This window comes from Humibacter ginsengisoli (genome assembly GCF_054780095.1).
Map to the genome: position 1 here is coordinate 812,330 of NZ_BAAGWZ010000006.1, position 25,520 is coordinate 837,849.

General features: G+C 68.4%; 19 protein-coding genes. 8 read left to right on the forward strand and 11 right to left on the reverse strand.

What is annotated here, in order from left to right; genetic code table 11:
- Nucleotides 1–18: 18 nt before the first annotated feature.
- A complete protein-coding gene (locus tag ACYVI5_RS12095) occupies nt 19–1,320 on the reverse strand; it encodes an ABC transporter substrate-binding protein (protein ID WP_460537900.1) in 1,302 nt (433 codons plus the stop codon).
- 259 nt (nt 1,321–1,579) lie between these two features.
- Here ACYVI5_RS12095 and ACYVI5_RS12100 point away from each other — a divergent pair, with 259 nt between their 5' ends.
- Nucleotides 1,580–4,699 (forward strand): glycoside hydrolase family 2 TIM barrel-domain containing protein, encoded by a 3,120-nt coding sequence (locus ACYVI5_RS12100; protein ID WP_460580377.1) that lies wholly within the window; start codon nt 1,580–1,582, stop codon nt 4,697–4,699.
- Nucleotides 4,700–4,758: 59 nt separating this feature from the next.
- Here ACYVI5_RS12100 and ACYVI5_RS12105 read toward each other — a convergent pair whose 3' ends face one another.
- A complete protein-coding gene (locus ACYVI5_RS12105) occupies nt 4,759–6,744 on the reverse strand; it encodes an acyl-CoA dehydrogenase family protein (protein WP_460580378.1) in 1,986 nt (661 codons plus the stop codon).
- Nucleotides 6,745–6,855: 111 nt separating this feature from the next.
- On the opposite strand from ACYVI5_RS12105, the gene ACYVI5_RS12110 reads away from it, so the two are divergent.
- Nucleotides 6,856–7,074: a hypervirulence associated TUDOR domain-containing protein gene (locus tag ACYVI5_RS12110; RefSeq protein WP_460580379.1), complete on the forward strand. Its 219-nt coding sequence runs from the start codon at nt 6,856–6,858 to the stop codon at nt 7,072–7,074.
- Between the two features lie 2 nt (nt 7,075–7,076).
- Nucleotides 7,077–7,604: a DUF488 domain-containing protein gene (locus ACYVI5_RS12115; protein ID WP_460580380.1), complete on the forward strand. Its 528-nt coding sequence runs from the start codon at nt 7,077–7,079 to the stop codon at nt 7,602–7,604.
- Nucleotides 7,605–7,613: 9 nt separating this feature from the next.
- On the opposite strand, the gene ACYVI5_RS12120 is transcribed toward ACYVI5_RS12115, so the two are convergent.
- Nucleotides 7,614–8,684: a hypothetical protein gene (locus ACYVI5_RS12120; RefSeq protein ID WP_460580381.1), complete on the reverse strand. Its 1,071-nt coding sequence runs from the start codon at nt 8,682–8,684 to the stop codon at nt 7,614–7,616.
- 124 nt (nt 8,685–8,808) lie between these two features.
- Nucleotides 8,809–9,624 carry a 16S rRNA (cytidine(1402)-2'-O)-methyltransferase gene (gene rsmI / locus ACYVI5_RS12125; protein ID WP_460580382.1) on the reverse strand — a complete coding sequence of 272 codons (816 nt, stop codon included), beginning with the start codon at nt 9,622–9,624 and terminating at the stop codon, nt 8,809–8,811.
- A 63-nt stretch (nt 9,625–9,687) separates the two neighbouring features.
- Here rsmI and ACYVI5_RS12130 point away from each other — a divergent pair, with 63 nt between their 5' ends.
- The 4 genes from ACYVI5_RS12130 to ACYVI5_RS12145 are packed head-to-tail and all read left to right on the forward strand — an operon-like array spanning nt 9,688 to nt 14,893.
- Nucleotides 9,688–11,331 carry a dolichyl-phosphate-mannose--protein mannosyltransferase gene (locus ACYVI5_RS12130; RefSeq protein WP_460580383.1) on the forward strand — a complete coding sequence of 548 codons (1,644 nt, stop codon included), beginning with the start codon at nt 9,688–9,690 and terminating at the stop codon, nt 11,329–11,331.
- A gap of 53 nt (nt 11,332–11,384) precedes the next feature.
- A complete protein-coding gene (locus ACYVI5_RS12135) occupies nt 11,385–12,971 on the forward strand; it encodes a S53 family peptidase (RefSeq protein WP_460580384.1) in 1,587 nt (528 codons plus the stop codon).
- Nucleotides 12,972–13,025: 54 nt separating this feature from the next.
- Nucleotides 13,026–14,321 (forward strand): O-acetylhomoserine aminocarboxypropyltransferase/cysteine synthase family protein, encoded by a 1,296-nt coding sequence (locus tag ACYVI5_RS12140; protein WP_460580385.1) that lies wholly within the window; start codon nt 13,026–13,028, stop codon nt 14,319–14,321.
- Entirely contained in the window at nt 14,318–14,893 is a 576-nt protein-coding gene (locus ACYVI5_RS12145) for a CoA-binding protein (protein ID WP_460580386.1), read from the forward strand. Before ACYVI5_RS12140 ends, ACYVI5_RS12145 begins: the two co-directional genes overlap by 4 nt.
- A 145-nt stretch (nt 14,894–15,038) precedes the next feature.
- On the opposite strand, the gene ACYVI5_RS12150 is transcribed toward ACYVI5_RS12145, so the two are convergent.
- The 3 genes from ACYVI5_RS12150 to ACYVI5_RS12160 form a co-directional block, all read right to left on the reverse strand.
- Complete coding sequence (locus tag ACYVI5_RS12150; protein ID WP_460580387.1) at nt 15,039–16,730, reverse strand: HNH endonuclease signature motif containing protein; 1,692 nt, start codon at nt 16,728–16,730, stop codon at nt 15,039–15,041.
- 164 nt (nt 16,731–16,894) lie between these two features.
- Complete coding sequence (locus ACYVI5_RS12155; RefSeq protein ID WP_460580388.1) at nt 16,895–17,290, reverse strand: hypothetical protein; 396 nt, start codon at nt 17,288–17,290, stop codon at nt 16,895–16,897.
- A 20-nt stretch (nt 17,291–17,310) separates the two neighbouring features.
- Complete coding sequence (locus tag ACYVI5_RS12160; protein WP_460580389.1) at nt 17,311–17,904, reverse strand: class I SAM-dependent methyltransferase; 594 nt, start codon at nt 17,902–17,904, stop codon at nt 17,311–17,313.
- 212 nt (nt 17,905–18,116) lie between these two features.
- On the opposite strand from ACYVI5_RS12160, the gene ACYVI5_RS12165 reads away from it, so the two are divergent.
- Nucleotides 18,117–21,410 carry an ATP-binding protein gene (locus ACYVI5_RS12165; protein WP_460580390.1) on the forward strand — a complete coding sequence of 1,098 codons (3,294 nt, stop codon included), beginning with the start codon at nt 18,117–18,119 and terminating at the stop codon, nt 21,408–21,410.
- Here ACYVI5_RS12165 and ACYVI5_RS12170 read toward each other — a convergent pair.
- The 4 genes from ACYVI5_RS12170 to ACYVI5_RS12185 are packed head-to-tail and all read right to left on the reverse strand — an operon-like array spanning nt 21,407 to nt 25,403.
- Nucleotides 21,407–23,014: a PH domain-containing protein gene (locus ACYVI5_RS12170; RefSeq protein WP_460580391.1), complete on the reverse strand. Its 1,608-nt coding sequence runs from the start codon at nt 23,012–23,014 to the stop codon at nt 21,407–21,409. The genes ACYVI5_RS12165 and ACYVI5_RS12170 overlap by 4 nt on opposite strands.
- Nucleotides 23,011–23,529, reverse strand: coding sequence for a PH domain-containing protein (locus tag ACYVI5_RS12175; protein WP_460580392.1), 519 nt, complete (start codon nt 23,527–23,529; stop codon nt 23,011–23,013). The genes ACYVI5_RS12170 and ACYVI5_RS12175 overlap by 4 nt, the downstream gene beginning before the upstream one ends.
- 24 nt (nt 23,530–23,553) lie before the next feature.
- A complete protein-coding gene (locus tag ACYVI5_RS12180; RefSeq protein WP_460580393.1) occupies nt 23,554–24,384 on the reverse strand; it encodes an ABC transporter permease in 831 nt (276 codons plus the stop codon).
- Complete coding sequence (locus tag ACYVI5_RS12185) at nt 24,381–25,403, reverse strand: DrrA family ABC transporter ATP-binding protein (RefSeq protein ID WP_460580394.1); 1,023 nt, start codon at nt 25,401–25,403, stop codon at nt 24,381–24,383. Before ACYVI5_RS12185 ends, ACYVI5_RS12180 begins: the two co-directional genes overlap by 4 nt.
- Nucleotides 25,404–25,520: the final 117 nt, after the last annotated feature.

A 25,520-nucleotide genomic window follows, 5' to 3' on the forward strand; every position in this document is an offset into this window, starting at 1 on the left:
GAAGTACTCTCCGCGCGACTACTCGGCCGCGTACAGGGTCTTCGCCTGCGCTTCGATGTTGCTGAGGTCGATGGTGCCGTTCTTGATGAACGTCTGCATCGCCGGCTCGAGCACATTGGTGGCCATGGCGGGCAGCGCATCGCGGTCGAAGAACTGGCTGATGTACTTCGCGTCGGCGATGACGCCGGCCAGCTTCTTCGTGAACGCGCTGTAGCCGGAGGTGTCGGCGTCCTTCGCTGTCATGATGTTCGACTTGTCGATGGCGTAATACGCCTCCTGGCCCTTGCCGGTGCCCATGAACTGCAGCATGTCGCGCGCGGCCTGGTTCTGGCCACCCTTCTTCGAGAGCATGAGCCCGTCGATCGGTGCCTCCACGGCGTCCTGTCCCTCGACTGCGATCGCCGGGAACTTGAAGAAGTCGATGTCTGCCAGCACGGTGGGGTCGGTGAACTGCTGCGTGATGAACGAGCCGAGCAGCATCATGCCGGACTTGTTCTGCGCGAGCTTCTGCGCGGCATCCTGCCACGTGAGGCCGAGCGCGTCGGGGTCCTGGTAGGGCAGCAGGATCTTCCAGGTGTCGAAGACGTCTTGCACCTTCTTCTGGTTCCACGACTCCTTGTGCGCACACAGATCGACGTGGAACTGGTATCCGTTCGTACGCATGTTGATGTAGTCGAATGTGCCGCAGGCGGGCCAGGCATCCTTGTCGGCGAACTGGATCGGGATGAGTCCGTCGGCCTGCATCTGCTTGCAGAGGGCCTCCAGCTGGTCCATGGTCGTCGGAATCTGGTAGCCCTTCGACTGCCACAGCGACTTTCGGTAGAAGAATCCCCACGGGTAGTTGTAGTTCGGCACGAAGTACTGCTTGCCGTCCTCGCCCGTCGAAGCCTTCTTGAGCGCGGGCGAGAAGTTGCTGCCGATCTTCGCCCACACGTCGTCGACGTCGGCGACCAGGCCCTTCTTCGCGTAGTACTGCATGCGGTAGCCGGCGAACCAGGTGAACGCATCGTCGGGGCTGCCCTGCAGGTAGTTGTTGATCTTGTTCTGGAAACCGTTGTGGTCGACCGTGTTGACCGTGACCTTGTCGCCCGATTTCTTCTCGAAGGCGGAGACGAACGAGGCGTACGCCTTCTTCGGCACGGGGTCGGAGGCGTTGGAGCCGAACGTGAGCGACTTGCCGCCGCCGGACGAACCGCCTCCGGACGTGGTGCCGGTGCACGCCGCCAGCAGCGGCACGGCTCCCAGTCCCAGGGCTCCCACTCCGATGCCCTTCAGAAGGGTGCGGCGGTCGATTCCCGGGCCGCGATTCAACTCTTGCATGTTGACTCCTTTGTAACGTGCAGGGGTGTGTGCAAAACCGCACAATTGCGATCATATTCGCCCACAGAGCTCGCGCAAGCAACGAATCGGCCACATCTTGGTGACGTTGCCATCGGCTCAACTCCGGGAAAGCGCATCCCACCACTGGCTGCAAGGGACCAGCCGTCTCACACGATCGTGCGTCATCCGACGAAATCGCATAAATTCGCACAAGGCGTCCACCCACACTGAGCCGCCCACGCCGACCGAAGGAGCTCGAATGACCGCGTCACCACGAGGATCCGCCTCGCTTCACGGGCCCATCGCAGCCGTGTGGAGGCATCCGGAGATCACGTCGGCCGGCCGGGAACGCAGCCACGCCGTGCCGAGAACCATCGGCTACGACGGAGCGCCGCTGGATGACGTCATCGACCTGGACGGAACGTGGCGGTTCCAGCTGCTGCCGAGCCCGGAGGCCGATCCCGGGGACGAGTGGCGGGAGATCCGCGTGCCAGGCGCGTGGTCATTGCAGGGCACCGACGACTCGCCGCAGTACCTGAACATCAGGATGCCGTTCCCCGACGCTCCCCCGCGGGTTCCGCATGCGAACCCGACCGGCGTCTATCGCCGCTCGTTCACCGTGCCCGAAGGATGGAGCGGGCGCCGCATAGTGCTCAGCGTCGGCGCGGCGGAGAGCGTGCTGCTGGCAACCGTGAACGGTGTGCAGGCCGGCGCGAGCAAGGGCAGCCGGCTGGCAGCGGAGTTCGACGTGACCGAGCTCGTGCACTCCGGAGACAACGATCTCGAGCTGACGGTCGTGAAGTGGTCCGACGCCAGCTACATCGAAGACCAGGACCAGTGGTGGCTCGGCGGCATCACCCGCGGGGTGCGGCTGTATGCGACGTCGCCGGTGTTCCTGCGCGACGTGCGCGTCGTCGCGGACTTCGACTCGGCATCCGGGGCCGGACGCCTCGACGTGCAGGCGATCGTCGGTGCACCGCGCGACGTCACGCCCGCCGGGCTGAGCGTGCGTGCTCGGCTGGGTGCGGCATCCGTCCCTGCGCCGGTCGCCGCCCCGGTGTCGACACGACTCGTGGTCGATCCTGACGACGGGCACGCGCAGGAGCTGCTCGCCCAGGTGCCGCTGGACGAGAACGTGTTCTCGCTGCATGCGAAGAACGCTGCACGGATGCCGCTGCCCGAGCCCGTGCGCACACTCGCCTCGATCGCGACCACCGTGAACTTCCCCGAACCGGACGGACGGGCATCCGTCTCGCTCGAGCTGCCGGATGCCTCGCCGTGGACCGCGGAGACTCCGACTCTGTACCCGGTCACGGTCGAGCTCGTCGACGAGGACGGCGCCGTGCTCGACACCGCTCGGCTGCGTGTCGGGTTCCGCCGGGTCGAGATCGTCGGGCGGGACCTGCTCGTGAACGGCCGTCGCATCATGCTGCAGGGCGTGAACCGGCACGAATTCGACCCGCGCACCGGTCGCACGCTCACGCGGGAGAAGATCGCCACCGAGCTGGCGAACCTGAAGCGGTGGGGGTTCAACGCGATCCGCACGTCGCACTATCCGAACGATCCCGCGTTCTACGACCTGGCCGATGAGTACGGGTTCTACGTGATCGACGAGGCCGACGTGGAAGCGCACGACTGGGCGTGGTCGATCTGCGACGATCCGCGCTATCTCAACCAGTTCGTGGACCGGGTATCGCGCATGGTGCTGCGCGACAAGAACCACCCGAGCATCATCATCTGGTCGCTCGGCAACGAGAGCGGATCCGGCGTGAACCAGGACGCCGCCGCCGGCTGGGTGCGCGGCTATGACTCGACCCGTCCCGTGCACTACGAGGGGGCGATCGCGAAAGACTGGTACGGCGGGCACTTCCAGACCGACATCGTCTGCCCGATGTACCCGCCGATCGACGCGATCGTGGCCTACGCCGAGAGCGAGGGCGCCGACCGGCCGCTCATCATGTGCGAGTACAGCCACGCGATGGGCAACTCGAACGGGTCGTTCGACGACTACTGGGCGGCGATCCGCTCCACACCCGGTCTGCAGGGCGGGTTCATCTGGGAGATGAAGGACCACGGCCTCGACCCCGACGGCGACGAGCACTACCGCTACGGCGGCGACTTCGGGCATGCCCTCAACGACGGCAACTTCTGCATCGACGGGCTGCTGTTCCCCGACGGGTCGCCGCATCCGGCGATCTTCGAGGTGCGGCGGGCGTTCTCCCCCGTGGAGATCGTGTCGGATGCCTCGGCAGCCCGGCAGGGAACGGTGCGCCTGCTCAACCGGCAGACGTTCGCGTCGCTGGAGGGGTTCACCCTCGAGGCATCGGTGGCGCGCATCGACGGTGAGACGGAGGCCGTGCGCGTGGATGTCGCTGCGCGAGCCGGCGAGACCGCCGACGTCGCGCTGCCCCAGGAGCTCGTGCGCGGGCTGAGCGACGACGGTGCACTTGCGTTGCGGGCGACGGTGCGGACGGCGGCGGACTCCGTGTGGGCGCCCGCGGGCACCGAGCTCGCAGTGCTCGAGGTGAGGGTTGCGGAGCCGGGCTCGCCGAGCCAGGAGAGTACGACGAGCCGGCAGAGCGCGTCGGGCACGCAGACCGCGTCGGCCGGGGCGGCCGTTGTCGACCTCGATGAAGAAGGCGTGGTGCGCCACCCGCTGCTGGCATCCGGTCCCCGGCTGCAGCTGTGGCGAGCGCTCACCGACAACGACAAGGCGATCCCGGGTCTCCAGCGGCTGGAGGAAACCGGGCTGCGAGACGCGGTGCGAACGGTCGAAGCCGTGGAGCGCGATGGTGAGACGACACTCGTGCGGGCGAGGTACACCGCGTCTAGCGGACACGTCGTGGAGCACACACAGCGGGTGCGGGCATCCGACGTGGTTCTGGAGTTCCACGAGACGGTCGTGGTGCCCGAGTCGCTGCCTGACATCCCTCGGGTGGGCATCGAGTTCGCGGTGGTGCCGGGCTTCGAACAGGTCGAGTGGGTGGGCGACGGGCCGCACGAGACCTATCCGGATCGGCGATCGTCGGGCCTGCTGGGGCGCTGGGAGTCCAGCGTCGACGACCTGCAGACGCCGTACGTGCGACCGCAGGAGAACGCCGGACGCACCGGCGTGACGGCGGCGTCACTGAGCGACGGCACTCGGAGCGTGGGCCTGCGGTTCTCGGGGCCCGTGCTGTTCACGGCATCCCACCACAGCGTCGCCGATCTCGAGACGACCGCGCACTCGTGGGAGTTGCCGCGGCGCGGCGAGACCATCGTGCGCGCCGACGTCGCGCACCGCGGGCTGGGCACTGCCTCGGTCGGCCCCGAGCCCCTGCCGCGCTTCATCGTCGGCCCCGGCACCTACGAATGGAGCTGGTCGCTGGCGCTGGCCTGACCCGGAGAGCGCGGGTTCCTGACCCCGAGAGTGCGGGTTCACCCCACCGAGAGTGCAGGTCACCGATAGCCGCGGTGCACGCTCTCCTTCTCCGTGCCGTCGTAGGAGGTGTCGGCGATCCACGGGCCGGTTCCCTCCGAGGCGTCGATCACGCCCTCCTCCAGCCACGTCATGTCGCCGTCCATCACCCTGTCGGTCAGCTTGCGGTCCACGTCGTCGGTGTTGTCCCACAGCTCGCGGAACAGCGCGTCGACCCGCTTTCGCGACTGGCGACAGAACACGTCGGCGAGCTGGTAAGCGGACCGCCCGCGTTGCGCGTCGCCTGCGCGGATCATCTCCGCCCTCGTGCACGAGGCGGCCATTGCGAACAGCTCCGCGCCGATGTCGACGATGCGTCCGAGGAACGCTTCCTTGTGCTCCAGACCCGCCTGCCACCTGCCCATCCCGTAGAACGTGGAGCGGGCGAGCTTGCGGGATGCCCGTTCCACGTAGCGCAGGTGGGCCGCGAGCGGGCCGAACTCGCCGTACGCGCCCGGCTCGTCGCCCTTGCCCACGACGAGCGACGGCAACCACTTCGCGTAGAAGCCACTGGCGTGCGCCGCGGCCCTGGCCTTGGCGCGAAGGTCGGCGTCCGGGGAGGCGAGATCGCCTGCGGCCTTGAGGTGGGCATCCACCGCCTCGCGCGCGATGAGCAGATGCATGATCTCGGTGGATCCCTCGAAGATGCGGTTGATGCGCATGTCGCGGGTCTGCTGCTCGGCCGCGACGGCTCGTTCGCCTCGAGCCCTCAGTGAGTCCGCGGTCTCGTAGCCGCGACCGCCGCGGATCTGTACGAGCTCGTCCGCCACCACGTAACCCATCTCGCTCGACCAGAGCTTCGCGAGCGCGGCCTCGATGCGAACATCCTTCATGCCGGAATCCGCGAGCTCGGCGGACAGCTCGAACACGGCCTCGAGCGCGAACGCGGTGGCGGCGATGAACGCGATCTTCGTGGCGACGGCCTCGTGCTGCGCGATCGGACGGCCCCACTGGACGCGCGCCGCCGACCACTCGCGGGCGATTTTCAGCGACCACTTTCCGGCTCCGGCGCACAACGCCGGGATCGAGAGCCGGCCGGTGTTCAGGGTGGTCAGCGCGATCTTGAGGCCCTGGCCCTCGCGGCCGAGCCGGTTCTCGGCGGGCACGCGCACTCGGTGGAAGCGGGTGACGCCGTTCTCGATGCCCTTCAACCCCATGAACGCGTTCCGGTTCTCCACCGTGATGCCGGGCGAGTCCGCCTCCACGACGAACGCGGTGATGCCGCCCTTCTGCCCGTCGTGCTCCGGCACCCGCGCCATGACGACGAGGAGTTCGGCGATCACGCCGTTCGTGGTCCAGAGCTTCACGCCGTCGAGCAGGTAGGCGGAGCCGTCGTCGGTGGGTGTCGCTGTCGCGGCCATCCTCGCCGGGTCGGAGCCGACATCCGGCTCGGTGAGCAGGAACGCCGAGATCGCGCCGGCAGCACAGCGCGGCAGGTACGTCTTCTTCTGCTCTTCCGATCCGAAGAGCTTCACCGGCTCGGGCACGCCGATCGACTGGTGGGCAGACGCGAGCGCGCCGATGGAGGGGTGCACCGACCCGATCAGCATCAGCGCACGACCGTAGTACAGCAGGCTGAGCCCGAGACCGCCGTACTCCTGCGGGATCTTCATGCCGAAGACGCCCAGCTCCGACAGCGCGGCGACGTACTCGTCGGGGATGCGCGCCTCGCGTTCGATTCGTCGGCCGTCGAACGTCTCGCACACGGCACGCAACCGTGCCAGGAACTCCTCGCCGCGCTCGATGTCGTGCGCGTCGCCGCGCGGATGCGGGTGGATCAGCGACAGGTCGAAGTCGCCCAGGTAGAGGCCCTTCGCGAAGCTCGGTCGCTCCCACTCGGTCTCGCGTGCCGCCTCCGCCGTCTCGCGTGCCGCGCGCTCCCCCACGTCGGTCGTCTGCGGGCGCGTCTCGGTGCCAACCTTCGGCTCCGCCTTGTCGCCGGTTGCCGGCTGCGTCTCCGTGCTCATGTGCCGCCTCCCCCTCGAAGCCACTGCACCTGCACTCTCATGCTAGGCACGCGGCCGCTCAAGCAACGAGACTGATTGAACCGCCACCACAATCGGTGCAGAGGAGGCACGATGACCAGACGCTTTGCGGTCGGCGACCACGTGAAGTGGAACTCGGAGGCGGGACACGTCTCGGGCACGATCGTGGCCGTGCACACCGCCGACTTCGACTACAAGGGCCACACGCATCACGCGTCGCAGGATGATCCGCAATACGAGATCGCCAGCGACAAGACCGGGCATGTCGCAGCGCACAAGGGCGCGGCGCTGATACTGATGCCCGACGACTGACGGTGCCGTTCTTCACGGTCGGACACTCCGACCGCACGATCGAGGCGTTCCACGAAGCGCTGCAGACGGCCGGGATCGAGTCCCTGGTCGACGTTCGCAAGCTGCCCGGGTCGCGGAGCAATCCGCAGTTCGACGAAGACGTGCTGGCGCCCTCGCTGAAGAGTGCGGACATCCTCTACCGGCACGAACCGGCGCTCGGCGGACTGCGTGGAAGGTCGAAGACCGTGCCGCCCGAGGTGAACGGTCTCTGGCGCAACCGCAGCTTCCACAACTACGCGGACTACGCCATGGGCGACGAGTTCGCGGATGCCCTCGCACGGCTTCGCGCGGAAGGGTCGGAGCGCGCAACCGTCGTGATGTGTTCGGAGGCGGTGTGGTGGCGATGCCACCGCCGGATCATCGCCGACCACCTGCTCGCCCTCGGCGAGGATGTTCGGCACATCATGGCCGAGGGGCGAATCGACCGCGCGACGCTGACGCCGGGCGCGTTCGTGCACGCGGACGGTCAGGTGACATATCCGCCGGTCTGACTCCCGGCGCTACCACGCGGAGGCGACCTCGGCATGCGTGCGAAGGATGCCCTCGGTCGTCCCGTCGGGTGCTCGGCCGATGCCGCATTCGGTGGCCACGCCGAAGACCGGCGCGTGCCTGAGTGCGGTGCGGATGCGCTGGCTCGCGCCGTCCGCGCCGTCCTCCCGGTGCACGAGCCCGAGGTACAGCTCGGTTTCATCGCTCAGCCGCAGCTCGTCCAGCGGCGCGAAGTAGGCGTCGTCGTCGCGCTCGATGGGCACCGGCAGGTGGATCCACGTGATCGCGCGGGGTGAGGCATCCGTCAGCATGTTCGCGTAGCGCACGAGGTTGCCGGCGTCGGTCGGCTCGATGAAGTGCTTCTCGGCGACGTCGCCGTAGCAGAGGTGGAAGCCGACCTCGACGTCCTCGGGCACGCGGGATGCCTGGTCTGCGGAGCGCTCCGTGAGGCCGGCCCACACGTCGTCTCCCCACCACGATTCTGCGCCACGGCCTCCGCGATGCGCGACGTCTTCGATGATGCCGAACTCGACCGCGTTGTCCCACTGCACGGCGAGATCCTCGTGCGGGATGGCATCCAGAATGGCGTCCAGCTCGCGGTACATCGCCTCGCGGTAGACGGGTTCGAAGGCGGCACGCTGGTCGGGCGGGAAGTACGCACCCACGACCGCAAGGGGCGTCGGAAGCGACACCTGGAACCGGGTACCCGGCTTGATGACTCCCTCGTCTCGCAGACGACGGAAGACGCCGTATGACTCGAGCGCGGCCTCCGCATAGCCGAGCGGTGGCAGCCGGAGCGCCGCCGGATCGACGCCATCGGCGATGCGGAGCGGACGGGCATCCAGCATGCGCAACGGAATCGGATGCTCCCCCACGCGCTCGATGCCCTCCGCCTGTCCGAGAACGTCGGGCTGGAACATGATCCAGTGGAACCGCTTGCCCGGCTCGCCGTCCGGGATGCGCTTCAGCAACGGGCCCATCAGCTCGGCCGCGGTGCGCATCGTGGTCTCGGCGTCGTCGTAGTTCACGCTGCCGACGAGCAGCGCGCCCTGGGGTTGGGTCGTGGCGACGTCGTGACTCATGGGACTCCTCCGGTTCGCAGGCAAAACTACCGGCAACAGGCAAGTTCTGCCTGTTCTCGCGATGAGAGCGCGACCATGCCTGTTTTCGGGTGAGTGGCAATCCACCGCGAGTCGAGACAGGCGCCTAGCGGCGAGCGCGGAGGGCGGCCTCGTAGAGGGTGCGGCGAGAAAGGCCGGTGGCAGCGGCGACGGATGCCGCGGCATCCTTCAGGCTCTCGGTCGCGGTGAGCAGCAGCACCTCCTGCACGGCGGTGGCGAGGTCTACTGTGCGTGGCTTGGCCCCCGCGACGACGACCACGATCTCGCCGCGAACGCCGTCATCCGCCCATTCCGCCAGCTCGTCGGCCGTGCCGCGCCGCACCTCTTCGTGCAGCTTCGTGAGCTCGCGGCAGACGACAACCCGCCGCGAACCGCCGAGCGCGTGCGAGATCGCCCGCAGCGATTCGGCGAGCCGGTTCGGCGACTCGAAGAACACCATCGTGCGCTGCTCGTCGGCGAGGGCCCCCAGGGCGGATGCCCGCTCGCCCGGCTTGCGCGGCAGGAACCCCTCGAAGGTGAACCTATCCGTGGGCAGCCCGGAGACGGCGAGCGCAGTGAGAACGGCGCTCGGCCCGGGGATGGCGGTGACCGTCACGCCTGCCTCGATGGCGGCCGCGACCAGGTGGTACCCCGGATCGGAGACCGTGGGCATTCCGGCATCCGACATCACGAGAACGTCGACGTCGCGAGCCTGCTCGACGAGGTCGGTCGAGCGCTCGCGCTCGTTGTGATCGTGCAGCGCGATCAAGCGTGGCCGGTTCTCGACGCGCAGGGCCTGAAGCAGCCGCTGCGTCACCCGGGTGTCTTCGGCGGCGACCACCTCGGCGTTCTCCAGCGCCTCCACGAGCCTGCGGGAGGCATCCCCCAGATTGCCGATAGGCGTCGCCGCGAGGATGATCACGTGTCCAGTCATACCAGCCGGAGTGGTCACACCGGCGCCCGGCGACCTCATAGCATTGCGGTCGTGACTGCCGACCCCGCGACGACCGGTGCCCAGGCGTCGACCGCCGGACCGACCGGGTCGCGGCTCGACAGATGGTTCGCCCGCACCGTCAACACCCCGGCCCGGCTGCGCCTGTACAACTGGGGTCTTCCCGGGCTGGTGACGCTGATCGCTGCCGTGACGAGGCTCTGGGCGCTCGGCGACCCGCACGCGCTCGTGTTCGACGAGACCTTCTATGTGAAGGATGCCTGGACCCTCATGCACAAGGGCTGGGAGGCTGCCTGGCCGGCGAACATCGACCCGCGGTTCGCCGACGGCGACGTGAACGCGTACACGAACGATCCGGAGTTCGTCGCGCATCCGCCGTTCGGCAAATGGATGATCGCCGCGGGCCTCGCCCTGTTCGGAGCGCAGAACACGGTGGGCTGGCGCATCTCCACCGCAGTCGTCGGGATCCTCGCGGTGGTCGTGCTGATGCTGATCGCGAAGCGGATGTTCCGCTCCACGTTGATCGCCGCACTCGCCGGATTCCTGATGGCGATCGACGGCAACGCCATCGTGATGAGCCGGGTGGCGATCCTCGACAACTCCGTGATGTTCCTCGCGCTGCTCGCGTTCGGCTGCCTGCTGCTGGACCGCACGTGGCAGCAAAAGCGACTGGCCGCGTGGATCGCCCGGCGGAGGGCAGAGGGACGTGAGCTCGGCTGGGGTCCGTGGATGTGGTGGCGTCCTTGGCTACTGGTCGCAGGCATCCTGCTCGGCCTCGACGCCGGCGTGAAGTGGACAGGGTTCTACTTCCTCGCGTTCTTCGCGGTGTACGTGGTGATCGTGGACGTGCTGGCGAGGCGCCGTGCCGGCATTCCGTTTTGGCCGGAGGCGGGCATCCTCAAGGGGGGCATCGTCTCGTTCGTGCTCATGGTGCCGCTCGCGTTCATCACCTACGTGGGCACCTGGGCCGGGTGGCTGCTCAACCCGGGAGGCTACTACCGCGACTGGGTGCAGACGACCGCCGACGCGAAATGGACCGGTCTTCTGTCGTGGGTTCCCGACTGGGCGCAGAACCTCTGGCACTACCAGTCGGAGATGTACGGGTACTCGATCAACCTGCACACGCCGCATCCGTACCAGTCGAACCCGCTGACGTGGATGCTCATGCTGCGGCCGACGAGCATGTACTACGTCGGCACGAAGTTCGGGGTGAACGGATGCACATCGCCGGGCGGATGCTCGTCCGCGATCACCGAGCTCGGCAACCCGATCATCTGGTGGGCGGGCACCGCCGCCGTGATCTACCTCGTCTACCGGCTGATCCGGTACCGCAATTGGCGGCACGGCGTGATCCTGATGGGACTCGCCGCCGGGTACCTGCCGTGGATGCTCTACGCCGGGCGCACCATCTTCACCTTCTATTCGATCGCGTTCGCCCCCTACGTCTACCTGGCGCTCGCTGCGGTGTTCATGCTCATCGTCGGCAGACCCACGGATGACTCCTACCGCCGCGTGCGAGGGCTCTCGCTGCTCGCGGTGTTCCTCGCCGTCGTCGTCATCGTGACGGTGTTCTTCTACCCGTTGTGGACGGGCATGCAGATCCCGTTCTGGTACTGGCAGCTGCACATGTGGCTGCCGAACGTCGTGACCGGCATCGGCACCATCGGGTGGATATAGCGACGCACGCGCAAGTCCTGTTCGGTGTCGCACCCCGGTGGTAAGCCGTAGACATGAGCGATAACCAGCCCCCCTCGAACGAACAGGCAAACTCGAACGAGCTGCCCGGCAGCCACCGGGAACCGCTGACCTCGTCGACGACACCGATCCCCGACGACGAGCAGGTCGAAGCCACGCTCATCCTGCGCAGACGGGAGCCGGTTCCCGACGAGGTGCTGCGCAACCCGCTCCCGCGCGACGAGTTCGTGCGGCGCTATGGGGCGGACCCCGCCGACATCGATGCGGTCGTGGCCGAGGCGAAGGCGGCCGGCGCCGAGGTGATCTCGGTGGATGCCGGCGAGCGGCGCATCCGCATCAGGGCCAAGGCGAGCGTGGTGCAGGGGTTGTTCGGCACCACCCTGGAGAGCGCCACCCACGAGCCTCGCGACGGCCAGACTGTGACGTTCCGGCAACGGACCGGGCCGCTCACCGTGCCGGAGCCGATGCGTGACCGCGTGGTCGCCGTACTCGGCCTCGACGACCGCCCGCAGGCCAGGGCGCACTTCGTCTCCGTGTCGACCTCCGCTGCCGCCGTCAGCTACTCCCCCGACCAGGTGGCCGACATCTACCGATTCCCTGCAGGAACGGACGGCACCGGCCGCACCGTCGCCATCATCGAGCTCGGGGGCGGGTTCGACCAGGCCGACCTGGACGCCTACTTCGGTGAGCTCGGCATCGCAACGCCGAAGGTGACGGCGGTGGGCGTCGACGGGGCATCCAATCAACCCGGCGGCGACCCGAACGGCGCGGACGGCGAGGTGCTGCTCGACATCGAGGTGATCGGGGCGATAGCCCCGAAGGCCGACGTCGTCGTGTACTTCGCACCCAACACCGACGCGGGGTTCGTGGATGCCGTCACGCGCGCCGCGCACGCCGAGCCCACGCCCGACGCGATCAGTATCAGCTGGGGCGAGAGCGAAGACTCCTGGACCGCGCAGGCCCGCACCGCGTTCGACGACGCCCTCGTGGATGCCGCGGCTCTCGGGGTCACCGTCACCGCGGCCGCCGGCGACGATGGAAGCGCAGACCGCGTGACCGACGGCAAGGCGCACGTCGACTTTCCGGCATCCAGCCCGCACATCCTGGCCTGCGGGGGCACGAGCCTGAACGCGAACCCCTCCACCGACCGGGTGACCTCAGAAGTGGTCTGGAACGACGGGCCGGGGCACGGAGCCACCGGTGGCGGCGTCAGCGACTCATTCGGTCTGCCGAGCTGGCAGGCCAAGGTGGGCGTGCCGAAGACGGCGAGCGGGAACGCCGGGCGTGGGGTGCCCGATGTGGCCGGCGACGCCGACCCGCAGACCGGGTACAAGGTGCGGGTCGACGGCACCGACACGGTGATCGGCGGAACGAGCGCCGTCGCACCGCTCTGGGCTGCGCTGACCGCACGGCTGGTGCAGGCCACCGGCACGCGCCTCGGGCTGCTCTCCCTGCACGTGTATCCGGATGCCACCGCCACCGCGACCGCACCTGGGTTCCGCGACATCGTGACCGGCAACAACGGCGCATACAGCGCTCGAGCCGGGTGGGATGCCTGCACCGGTCTCGGGGTACCAGATGGCGACGCGCTGTTGAAGGCGCTGCAGGCATCCGCGGGTTGACGTCGTGTTACGGCCGGTCCCGCCGGCTGTGCGAAGCTCCGTTACGGTAGCGGGGTGGCAGACCGCGAATTCGGCTTTCGCACGCGTGCGATCCATGCCGGCAATATCCCCGATCCCGTGACCGGCGCCCGTGCGCTCCCCATCTACCAGACGACAGCGTTCGTCTTCGACGACTCGGCGGATGCCGCCGCGCGGTTCGCACTGCAGAAGTACGGCAACATCTACTCGCGCCTCAACAACCCGACGGTCGCGTCATTCGAAGAGCGCATCGCCAGCCTCGAAGGCGGGCTCGGCGCCGTCGCCACGGCATCCGGCCTCAGCGCGCAGTACATCACCTTCGCAAGCCTGGCCGGCGCGGGCGACCAGGTCGTGGCATCCGCGAGCCTGTACGGCGGATCGGTCACTCAGCTCGACGTGACGCTGCGCCGGTTCGGTGTCGAGACCATCTTCGTCGACAGCGACGACCCCGCCGACTACGCCGCCGCGATCACGGACAAGACCAAGCTCGTGTTCGCCGAGACCATCGCGAATCCCTCGGGCGCGATCGCCGACCTCGAGGGCCTCGCCGAGGTTGCGCATGCCGCAGGAGTGCCGCTGGTCGTCGATTCGACGATCGCGACCCCGTACCTGAACCGGCCGATCGAGTGGGGTGCCGACATCGTCACGCACTCGGCGACCAAGTTCCTCGGCGGCCACGGCACCACGCTCGGCGGCGTCGTGATCGAGTCCGGCCGGTTCGACTGGCACAACCCGCGCTTTCCGCTGTTCAGCGAGCCCGTGCACACGTACGGCAACCTGCAGTGGAACGGCAACTTCGGCGAGTATGCGTTCCTCACCAGGCTGCGTGCGGAGCAGCTGCGCGACATCGGGCCGGCACTGGACCCGTTCGCCGCGTTCCTGCTCGCACAGGGCGTCGAGACGCTGCCGCTGCGCATGCGTGCGCACATTGCGGGTGCGCGTGCCGTCGCGGAATGGCTGGATGCCGATCCGCGCATCGAGCACGTGTACTGGGCGGGCCTCGAGTCCCACCCGCACCACGAACGCGCGAAGAAGTACCTGCCCGAGGGGCCGGGAAGCGTGTTCAGCTTCGTCGTGAAGGGCGGCCGGGAGGTGGGGCAGGGCTTCATCGAGTCGGTTGACCTCGCCAGCCACCTGGCGAACATCGGGGACGCGAAGACGCTGGTCATCCATCCGGCATCCACGACGCACGCCCAGCTGACCGAGCAGCAGCTGCACGACGCGGGAGTGCTGCCTGGACTCGTGCGGATAAGCGTCGGCATCGAAGACCCGGACGACATCATCTACGATCTGGACCAGGCGCTCACCAGGGCGCTGGAGGGCAAGCGATGAGCACTGCGACGGACACGACGGTCACCCAGCTTCCGAACGGCTTGAGCTGCGAGCTGCCCGCCGATTCGCCGCTCGCGCGACTCCTGCGATCGCAGCGCACCTGGGTGGGCCCTGACGCGAAGCAGCGGTTGGGCATCCTTCAGCGGGCGAAGTCGGTGGCGATCGTCGGCGCGTCGTCGAACCCGTCGCGCGCGAGCTACTTCGTCGGCACCTACCTGCTGCAGTCCAGCGACTACCGGGTGTACTTCGTGAATCCGAACGCCGACACCATCCTCGGCCAGCCGGTGTACAAGTCGCTCGCGGACCTGCCCGAGGTTCCCGACATCGTGGATGTCTTCCGCAAGCCCTCCGACATCCCCTCGGTGATCGACGAGGTCGTCGCGGTCGGCTCGCCCACCGTGTGGGTGCAGCTGGGCATCTGGAACGAGGATGCCGCCCGCTACGGCGAGGAGAAGGGCCTCACGGTCGTCATGGACCGCTGCATCAAGATCGAGCACGCCCGCTTCAACGGGAACCTGTACCTCTTCGGCTTCGACACCGGGGTCATCTCGGCGCGCAAGACGGCGCGCTGAGGCCTGTGTCTCCGCGTCGCTCGCGATTCCGCCCCGGCTAGAACGCGCACCCACCCGCCTTACCGCGGTCGGGTCCTCCGCGGCCATCTCGGCACAGGCCGAACGCGACACGGCGCTCTCCAGGCAGTCCCCACCGGCGGTGTGTTTATCCGGTGCACTGTTGTACCTGTTCCCAGGTGCTGCTCTTCGGGTGCAGGGGTATCGGTGCCAGCCCGGTGCCGCGCGGCGGTATGAGTACGTACTGGGTGCCTCGGCGTCGGACGTGCCAGTGGTTGTTGTGCAGGTTCAGGTGGTGGAATTTGCAGAGACTGACGCCGTCGGCGATGTCGGTTCTGCCATGTTCGGCGTCGTACTCGTTGATGTGGTGGGCTTCGGTTTGCCAGGGCGGTCGGTCGCAGCCGGGCCAGAGGCATCCACCGTCCCGGGCGCGCAGCACGATCCGTTGGGCCGGACTGAAGAGTCTGCGGGTTCGACCGAGGTTCAGCGCACGTCCTGACCTGTCGACGGTGATGGGTACGACCCCGTCGGTGCAGATGGCTGCTTCCACCGCACCGTGCGGGATGGTGAACGCGGATCCTTCGAGTTGCCCTGCCGGGATCGCCGTGGCCTCACGGTCACCGCGCTCCGGGTCGTCACCACGCTCTGGGTCGCCTCCGCGCTTCGTGTCATCGCCGCGCTCGGTGTCGGCGGTGCCGGTGTCGTTGGTGTTGATGGCGTCGATCACGGTGATGACGCGCACAGCGGGCCGGTCACCACGGAAGGTGGTGCTGGCATCGCAGGCGGCGCCGTCGCGGAGCACGGTGAGGAGGGTGTCGAAGGCGAGTTGTTCGTTGCTGCGTGGGTCTTCCAGCAGGCGTTGCGCCCACACCACATCGTCGTTGGCGGTGAAGCGGGGTCCGCCACGCCGGGGGCTGAGGGCGAGGTCGAACAACTGGGTGAGGAACACACCGGATTCGTCGTCGCAGACCGCGTGCAGGTTCAACGTCCCGTCCCGGTCGTGCCAGGTCTTCAGGGAGCGGCGCTCGTACCGGGCCGTGTACCGCTCAGCGATGCCGTCCGGGTCGATCTGGTCCCGCACCTGCCGGGCACGCCGCAACAGGTCCTCATGCAGGGCCGCACTCTCACCCTGCTGCCCGATGGCGTAGTCGACGAGTTCGGTCGCCGCCGCACGACGCACCTCCACACTGCAGGTATCGGACACGGTCTCCAGGATCCGTACGATCACGTGACCGTTCTCTGTGGAGAGGGTCCCGGTCATGATCGCCGCTGTCACCGGGTACTGCCACGGCACCGTCGGTTCGGGAGCAGGTGGCTCGTCGCCCGATACTGAAGTGTTCTCGTCGCCCTGGGTGGGCTCACTGGGGTCGATGCCGGGGTCAACAGCATCCTCGGCGCCTCTGCCGGTGATGGTGCCGCCGGGGTTGTCCGTGCCGGTGCCGGTGATGGTGCGTTGCGCGGCGTCCGTTTCACCGATCAGTTCGCCGACTTTCACCTGCCGGGCCGCTTCGCCCTTGGATTCCCCGGTGAGAGACTGCACGAGTTGGATCACGGTGCGGTGACCACGACGTTGCGCCAGTCCACCGTGCCCGAGGGCACGCTCGGAGCGTTTCGCCGCTTCCCCGGCAGCGACCGTGATCACCCGGTCGAACTCCGCCCGACCAGAAGCGGCTCGCGACAGCAGAGCTTCCAACTCTGCATCAGCCAGGTGGTGCAGAGTTTCGATCAGCGATGGCGAGTTCGATGCAGCATCGTCGCCGGTGTCGTCGGGAGCGGGTTTCTCCAGGATGGCGCACACCATCGCGGTCATCTCGGGGAGCCGCGTGAGGTGGAATGCCATGCTGCCATCCTACCGCATTAATCGAACAAAGTATCGAGGTTGGGATAAGTGTTCGATCCGCATGATTGGGGACGGAAAGACCCAATACCTGGAGCGATTCACACGTATATCGAACAAACTCTCGAGAGTAAGATTAGCAATTCCCACCGCCGGCTGGCGGCGCGCTAGCTCCAGAGCGGCTCGGCCGGCGCAGCCGGATCGACCGTGCGCAACGTGTTCGGCATCGGGAACGGCACGGTGTACTCGAGCAGCGGAATGTCGATCGCGCCCCAGTCGTCGCGCTTGACCCGGATCTCGTCTGTCGATACCTCGGTAATGCGCACCCGCAGCCACCGGCCGTCGTCGAGCAGCAGCTCGTAGGGGTCGGCGAGGTAACCGATTCCGAGCTCGTCCAGCGACTCCTCCGCGGTCAGCCAGTCGACGGCATCCGTTCGCTCGCGTCCCAAGAGGTCGACGACGACGAAGTCGCCATCGCCTTCGTCGTCCCGCGCAGGACGGATCCATCCCACGAGTTCGCGGTCGTGGCGGCGGTGTTCGATCCAGTCGGTGGGAACGGGCATCCCTCGAACTTAGCCGCTCATCAGGCCCGCGCCACGATGTGGAACACGTGCCAGTGCTTCGGGCCGGCGAACGATGCACCGTCGCGGTCGTCCTCCTGCAGCAGGAGCACGTCGAGCCCGTCGAGCAGACGCTCGACGTCGACGCGATCGTGCGTGGTGACATCCGGCCACTGAGCGAAGTTGTCGTGCGGCCCGAACAGTTCACCGGCGAAGAGGCCGCCGGAACGCAGCGACGAGCGGATGCCCGACCACAGCCGCGCGAACACGTCGCCGGAGCAGAACGGCAGCGCGAATCCCGCGTAGACGAGGTCTGCGGCCGGAAGCCCGCCACCGTCGAGCTCCTCGAAGGATGCGCGCCACACCGTCAGTCGCTCGAGCTCCCCCTCCGGCACGCCCGCCGTGACCCGCTCGACGACGCCCGGGTCGGAGTCGAGCGCGAGCACGCGCCATCCGCGCCTGACGAGCGTCCTCGACTCGACGCCGTCGCCGCAGCCGAGGTCGATGGCGTCGCCCGCCACCCAACCTCGTGCTTCACGCCAGGCATCCATCGCTGCGGTGAACGTGGGGCGCACCGCACGGCCGGCCTGCGCGGTGTAGAAGTCGTACCAGTCCATGGCCCCATCCTGACCGCACCGTGCACAGTCCCGGTCTTCTCGGGCACATCGAAACGTCAAAGGGTGCGGCCATCGGAAGCGACTCCAGCATTTTTCGACTTCTCGAGTGCGAGGGCGCGTTGCGAACGCGTTCGTGCCCTCAGAGGCTCAATCGGGTCGGCCCCGCGAGCGAGTTCGCGGCTCTCCCCTCAATCGCCTCTAGACTCGGCACAATGAGCCTGCCGAGCCGCGCGACCTGCCGGGTCGCCGTACTCGGTCCTGTGCTGGTGGAATCCTCGTCGGGCGACAGCGTGGAGCCGGGCGGCGCGACAGCGAAGGCGCTGGTCGTCGCACTGGTGCTCGCCCGCGGTTCGCTCTCGGTGCGCGGCATCGCCGACGACCTCTGGCAGGACGACCCGCCGCGCAATGAGAAAGCGGCGTTGCAGACGCTCGTGTCGCGGGTGCGATCCGTCGCCGCCGATGGTCTCATCGTCTCCACGCCCGGCGGGTACGCACTCGGCGGCAGCGGCGAGCCGCATCAGACCGACCTCGCCGAGGCGACGCGGGCCAGGGATGACGCGCGCGGTGCGATCGACCGGGGCGACTGGCGCGACGCGGAGGCGCGGGCATCCGAAGGGCTGCGGCTGTGGCGAGGCGAACCGGGCGCCGATCTCGGCCAGACGGAACTGGGCGATCGGCTCGCGTCCGTCGCCGCCGCGCTGCATCGAGACCTGACGCTGATGAGAGCCACCGCCCGCGCAGAGACCGGCGATGCCCACGGTGCGCTCGCGGATCTCGCTGCGCTCGCCGAGGCGGCCCCGCTGGACGAGACGGTCGAGCTGCTGCGGCTGAAGGCCATCGCGGCGGGCGGACGGACGAACGACGCGATCCGCGAGTTCGGCGAGTTCCGTGAGCGCCTACGCGACGAGCTCGGCACCGATCCATCGGCCGAACTCGTGGCCTTCAACGCCGAGTTGCTCCGAGCGCCGCAGGCGAAGGCGGAACCTGCACGTACGATGCGGGCGGGCATCCGTGTTCCACCGAACGAGCTGGTGGGACGTGACGATGACATCGCGGCGGTCGAGGAGCTGATGACTTCCGCACGGCTGACCACGATCCTGGGAGCGGGCGGCCTCGGCAAGACCCGGCTCGCGCAGGCTCTGGCGGCAAGGGCGGCCGACGGTGTCGGCAGCGGCGAGCGGATGCCCGGGGTCGCCGTCGTCGAGCTGGCCAGCGTGCGCACCGGTGACGACGTGCCGCTCGCGCTGGCGTCGACCCTCGGCATCCGCGAGTACACCGGTACACGTCTCACGCTGAGCGATCCGGTTGTACGGGTGGATGTTCGCGCTCGCATCCTCGGCGCGCTGGGCGAGCGGCCGACGCTGCTCGTGATGGACAACTGCGAGCACCTCATCGACGCGGCCGCGGAGTGGATCGCGGACATCCTGGCGTCGACACGCGGCGTGCGCGTGCTCGCCACCAGCCGCGCGCCCCTCATGATCGCGGCCGAGCAGGTGTATCAGCTCGAGCCCCTGCCCGCGACCTCAGACGACGACGGAGTACGACCGGGACCCGCCGTCGCGCTGTTCATCGAGCGAGCGCGGGCTGCACGACCCTCCGTCGTTCTGCCGGTGGAGATCATCGAGCGGCTGTGCGAGAAGCTCGACGGGCTTCCTCTGGCCATCGAGCTCGCGGCGGCGCGGGTGCGCTCGATGTCGGTCGACGAGATCGAGCGCCGCATCGGCAACCGGTTCGCGCTGTTGCGCGGCGGCGACCGGGCAGCGCCCGAGCGCCACCGCACGCTGCTGAAGGTGATCGACTGGAGCTGGAACCTGTTGCACACCTCGGAGCAGTTCGCGCTGCGTCGCCTGTCGCTGTTCGTCGACGGGTTTTCAGCGGATGCCGCTGCCGCCGTGTGCGGATCGCTCGATGATGTGGACGCGGACCTGGAGGGCCTCGTCAACCAGTCCCTGCTCTCCGCCGTCGAGAGCCCGCACACCGGGCGGGTGCGCTATCGCATGCTCGAGACGGTGCGCGAATTCGGTGACCAGCGGCTGCAGGAGGCAGGCGAAGTGAATGACGTGGCCGCGATCATCCGTTCCTGGGCCGGCGATTTCGCACTCACCGCTCTCGACACGACATACGGCGAGAAGCAGGTGGAGACGTTCCATCGCGTCGAGGAGGAACAGGACAACCTGGTCGCTGCGCTGCGCGATGCGATCACGGTGCGCGATCCGGCGACGGCAAGCAGTGTGTTCGCGGCGCTCGGAATGCACTGGACGCTGCGCGGTGCGCACGGCGAGGTGATGGGTCTCGCGCCACAGGTGCTGCAGACGCTGCGCCGCTACGACCCGGACGAGACCCACCGCGACGCGACCATGGTCTCGCTCGGCATGATCGGCGCGACCTCGCTCGTCTCGGACGTGCGGCAGGGCATCCGCTCGATCGTCCGGGTTCGCAAACTGCACGCCAGAGGGCCCGCGCGCGACCCGCAGCTGAACGCGATGCTCAGCCTGCTGCTGGTGATGCCCGACCTCCGCCAGGCGATGGACGTCGTGACGCGGCTGTGCACGGACGACGATCCGGCTGTCGCCTCCTTCGGTCTCATCATCCGTTCGCAGCTGATGGAGAATTCCGGCCGGCTCGACGCAGCCATCGCGGCCTGCGAGCAGGCGTACGGGAAGGCGCAGCTCACGAAGGATGTCTGGACCCTCGGCATGGCCGCGCACAACCTCTCCCAGTTGCACAGCGAGCGCGGCGCCCCGACCGAGGTGCTCGCATGGGCGAAGCTGGCGCGCGCCAACCTGGAGCAGCTGAACGCCGGAGAGGACCTCCGCCAGCTCGACTGGCTGGTGGCCGCGAACGAGGTGGTGCTGGGACGACCCGAGGACGCGCGGCCCGTGTTCGAGCAGCTCTCGCGGCTGCAAGGCGACCAGGACAGCTTCGACTGGAACGACTTGAAGGCGATCGGATTCGCAGGCCTTGCCGAGGTCGCCTCAGCCGAGGGCGACCTGGCGGAGTCGCGCCGGCTGTACGACGTTGCGGAGCGCATGTGGGGCGATCCGCCCGCTGGTCTCGCACCCTGGTACTACGGTGCCGCGGCCGGATACCTCGTGGCGTCGGTGCGGTGCGGTGGCGTCGACGACCCGCGCACCCGGTTGGTGGCCCGCCGCATCCGCAGTCGCATGCGGCGCGATGATCGTGTGCGGTCCGGCATGATCGACGTCCCGATCACCGGCGTGGCGGCGGTCGGCCTTGCCGTCTGGCTGCTCGCGACCCCGGACGAGGAGCCGGGCGCCCGTCACTGGCGGGCGACCGGACTCGAGCTTCTCGCCCTCGCCCGGGGCATCAGCGCTCGGCGCGATTTTCCGTCCATCGATCCCGAGCGGGCGTTGGACGACGTGCGGAGCCGGCATCCGGAGCTCGACGTCGACGCCGCGATCCGGCAGGTGGATGCCCTGACGCTCGACGAGCGCACCGCCCGCCTGACCGAGGTGGTGCGTTCGATGCGACCGCTGTTCGTCTAGCGTCTGCTCGAGGCGATAGCGGATTCGGCCGTCGCTTGCGGTGTGCGCACCAGCACCTCGTCGGCGATGCGCCACGCCTCTGCGACCGGCACGTCGGGGATCGAGTACCGATGCCGGCCGGCGGCCGTCGTGGCGATCAGCGTCGCCAGTCCTGCCCGCCGCTGAAAGAACGAGCGTCGCACCGTGAAGCCGATGATGCCGGCCGTGTCGAGCACGGTTCGTTTGCGTGCCAGCGAGCCATGCCGGGTGACCAGCCGCGAGCGCAGCAGAACGTGGCCGAGTCCGCGCCAGCGGTCCTCGGCGAGAAGCGCCGCTGCCGGCACGATACCCGCGAACACGTACCACGTTGCGGGCGAGAGGTATCCGAGCAGCTGAGCCACGAGGACCATCGCCGCAATCACCGCGACACCAGCCGCCGCCCGCGTGTACCGCCGCCGGTGCGCACGCACCCCGTGCTTCTGCAGCTCGCAGGTGAGCGGGTCGGCGTCGCCGTCGAGCGGGCCGAGCACGGCCGCCGCGACGCGCATTCCGTCCCCACGCGGTCCTGCGGGCTCGACCACCATGAGGCCTGCCCGATCCCGGCCCAGTCCGGTCATGATCGCGTGCACGGATGCCCCGCCCACAGCCCTCAGCGACAGCGGCTCGCCCAGGCTGATGCCACGCAGACGCCGCTCGTCGAGTGTGACCTGCCGCGTGCTCAGCAGACCGTGACGCACGTGCAGAGTGGTGGCATCCGTCCGCCAGATGGCGAAGCCGCTGTAGACGAGCACGTAGCGCACGAGCGCGATGACCGAGGCCGCCACGACGAGCACGAACGCGGCACCGATCGTGAGCTCCACTGGCGGGATGCGCCTGGCCGCGTCGATGCCTGCTCGCACGACGGGCAGTCGCACGAGCAGCCCACCGTCGAAGAACTGAAGCTGCAGCGCGAAGAACGCGGCGGCGAAGAGCGCGCCGACACCGGTGAGCGTGAACGGTGCGAACCGCGCCCATGACCACTTCCAGCCGCTGAAATCGCGGCCTGACGTCTCGGCATCCGCCATTGCGGCGCCTGAGTCTGCCCCGGGCAGGTCATGAGGTGCGGCACTCGAAGAGGTGCCGGGTCGTGCACTCGGCGCAATCGGTGGAACTACGACGCCGTGCAGCAGCTCCGAACGCAGTCCGGCGACGTCCACGGCCGCGATGCCGTCGAAGTCCAGGCCGTCCTGCCCGTGCGAGGCGCTCGTGCCGACCTTCACCACGGCGAGCCCGACGAGGCGGTGCAGCAGGGTGGCATCGACGTCGACCGAGCGGATGCGCTCTCGCGGCACCGAGAGCATCCTGCGGTTCAGGAACCCGCGGCGCACCTGCACGTGCGTGGGTGTGATGCGATAGCTCGTCGTCACCCAGCGCAGGATGCCGATCACGATGCCGAGGCCGGACAGCACGTACGTCCACCACGGCTCCCCTCCGACGGAGCCGGCGACGACGGCCAGCAACAGCACCGGGAGGTACCTGATGAGCTCGCGCACCGGGTGCACGAGCAGCATGCGCGGGTTCAGGCGGCGCCATGGCGTCGGGTCGGAGTCCGCATCGGCTGCCGGAGCAGCTTCGACGTCTGTCACGTCGCATCCCCCGGAGTCTGCTGCGCGACGGCGGTGAGCGTGGCGATCACGTCCCGCGCCACCGCGTCGTCGAGCGCGTGGATGCTCAGCGCACCTGCCGAGGACGCGGTCGTGACGGTGACGGTGGTCAGCCCGTAGATGCGGTGCAGAAACCCGCGGCGCGAGTCGACGGTCTGCAGGCGCGCGATCGGGGCGACGCGCGTCTCCTGGGTCAGCCATCCGCTGCGCACGAAAACGGCATCGTCGGTGATCTCCCAGCGGTGCACCCTGTAGCGCCACCTCGGCATGATCGATACGTGCACTATCGCCACCACCGCGGTGACCGCGAGGCCGGCGAGGTGCAGGGGGCTGGTCCAGGCATCCGCGAACAGCATCCAGAAGAGCTGAAGGCCGACGAAGACGCACCAGCCGACCACGGCGTTCCATGCCCAGAAAGCCACTGCGCGCTGGCTCGGCCGGCCGGCCGGTTCGCGCACGAGTCGCGCGATCCGGCCGGCCGGCTCAGAGGCGCTCATGGATTGCTCCTCCACGCTTCCGTTCTACGCCTTGCGCATGTAGGCGCGCACGGTGAGCGGGGCGAAGATCGCCACGATCACGGCGGCGCCGAGAAGCGAGATCCACAGGTCGGCGCCGACGGTGCCACTGTTCGCCAGGTCTCGCACTGCGGTGACGAGGTGCGAGATCGGGTTGACGTTCACGAACCACTGCAGCACCTGGGGCAGGCTCTTCACCGGCACGTAGGCGTTGGAGAGGAACGTCAGCGGGAACAGCACGAGCATCGAGATGCCCTGCACGCTGGATGCCGTGCGCGCGATCACGCCGAAGAACGCGAAGATCCAGCTGATCGCCCACGAGCACGCGATGACGAGAAGGCCGGCGAGAACCACGTTGCCGAAGCCCCCGGCCGGGTGATACCCGATCAGGTAGCCCACCACGAACGTGATCGTCGTGGCGATCGCATAGCGCACGGTATCCGCGAGCAACGCACCGGAGAGCGGGGCGATGCGCGCGATCGGCAACGAGCGGAACCGGTCGAACACACCCTTGTCCATGTCTTCGCGCAGCTGCACGCCGGTGACGACCGAGGTCGTGATGACGGTCTGCACGAGGATGCCCGGAATCAGCAGCGGCAGATAGCTCTGCACGTTGCCCGCGATGGCACCGCCGAAGAGGTAGGCGAACATCAGCGTGAAGATGATCGGCTGGATCGTCACGTCGATGAGCTGCTCAGGCGTTCTGCGGATCTTGATCAGCCCGCGATAGGCCATCGTGAACGAGTTGCGAAGCGTCTCGCTCAGGCTGGTGTGGTTCTTGAGCCGGCGTTCGGACGGCGGGACGATGCGTCCCGCGGGAGGCGCGATGGTGCTCATGCGTTCACCTTCTCCTTCTCTCCAGCGCCGCCTTCAGGCGCGGAGGCGTTCTGGTCGGCCGCGTCGTGGCCGGTGATGGTAAGGAAGACCTCGTCGAGGCTGGGCTTCTGAACGCTCAGCTCGGTGAGGTGGATGCCCGCCTCGCGCAGCGTGACGAGCAGGTCGGTGACGCGGTCGGCATCCGCCATGGGGGCCGTGATCCGCGCCGCTTCGGGCGACAGCGTGCCGCGAACGCCGAGCACCCGCTCGATCGCGGTGAGGGCGTCGTCGATGTCGGCCGGGTCTTCGATGCGAAGCTGCAGAGAGGACGTGCCGACGGATGCCTTCAGCTCGTCGGCGGTGCCCTCCGCGACCACGCGCCCGCGGTCGATCACGGCGATGCGGTCGGCCAGCTGATCGGCCTCGTCCAGGTACTGCGTCGTGAGCAGCACAGTGGACCCGGTCGCTACCAGCTCGCGGATGGTGTCCCACATCTGGCCCCGGGTGCGCGGATCGAGACCGGTCGTGGGCTCGTCGAGGAAGATCAGCGGCGGCTGCGCGATGAGCGACGCCGCCAGGTCCAACCGGCGGCGCATACCGCCGGAGAACTTCTTGAGCGGCCGCTTGGCGGCATCCGTCAGCCCGAACCGCTCGAGCAGTTCGGCCGCCTTCGTCCTCGACTCCTTGCGGCCGAGGCCGAGCAGGCGCGAGAAGATGACGAGGTTCTCGGTGGCCGAGAGGGTCTCGTCGACGGAGGCGTACTGGCCGGTCACGCCGATGAGCTGGCGCACGATCTGCGCCTCCTTCATGACGTCGTGCCCGAAGACCGTCGCGTTGCCGGCGTCGGGCTTGAGCAGTGTGGCGAGCATGCTGATGGTGGTGGTCTTGCCCGCGCCGTTCGGCCCGAGCACGCCGTAGACGGTGCCCGGTCGTACGAGCAGGTCGACCCCGTCGACCGCGCGGTTGTCGCCGAACGTCTTGACGAGACCGTGCGCCTCGATAGCCCAGTCGGCGCTTGCAGTGTGCCGTTGTGCGTTCATGGGTCACTCCTTTCAATGCGGTTGCGCGCCATGCGGCGCGGTGAAGTCGTGAAACGAGCATGCGGGGAGGCGCTTTCGCGGCACTTACATGCCGCTTACAGATGCTTTCGGGTGCTG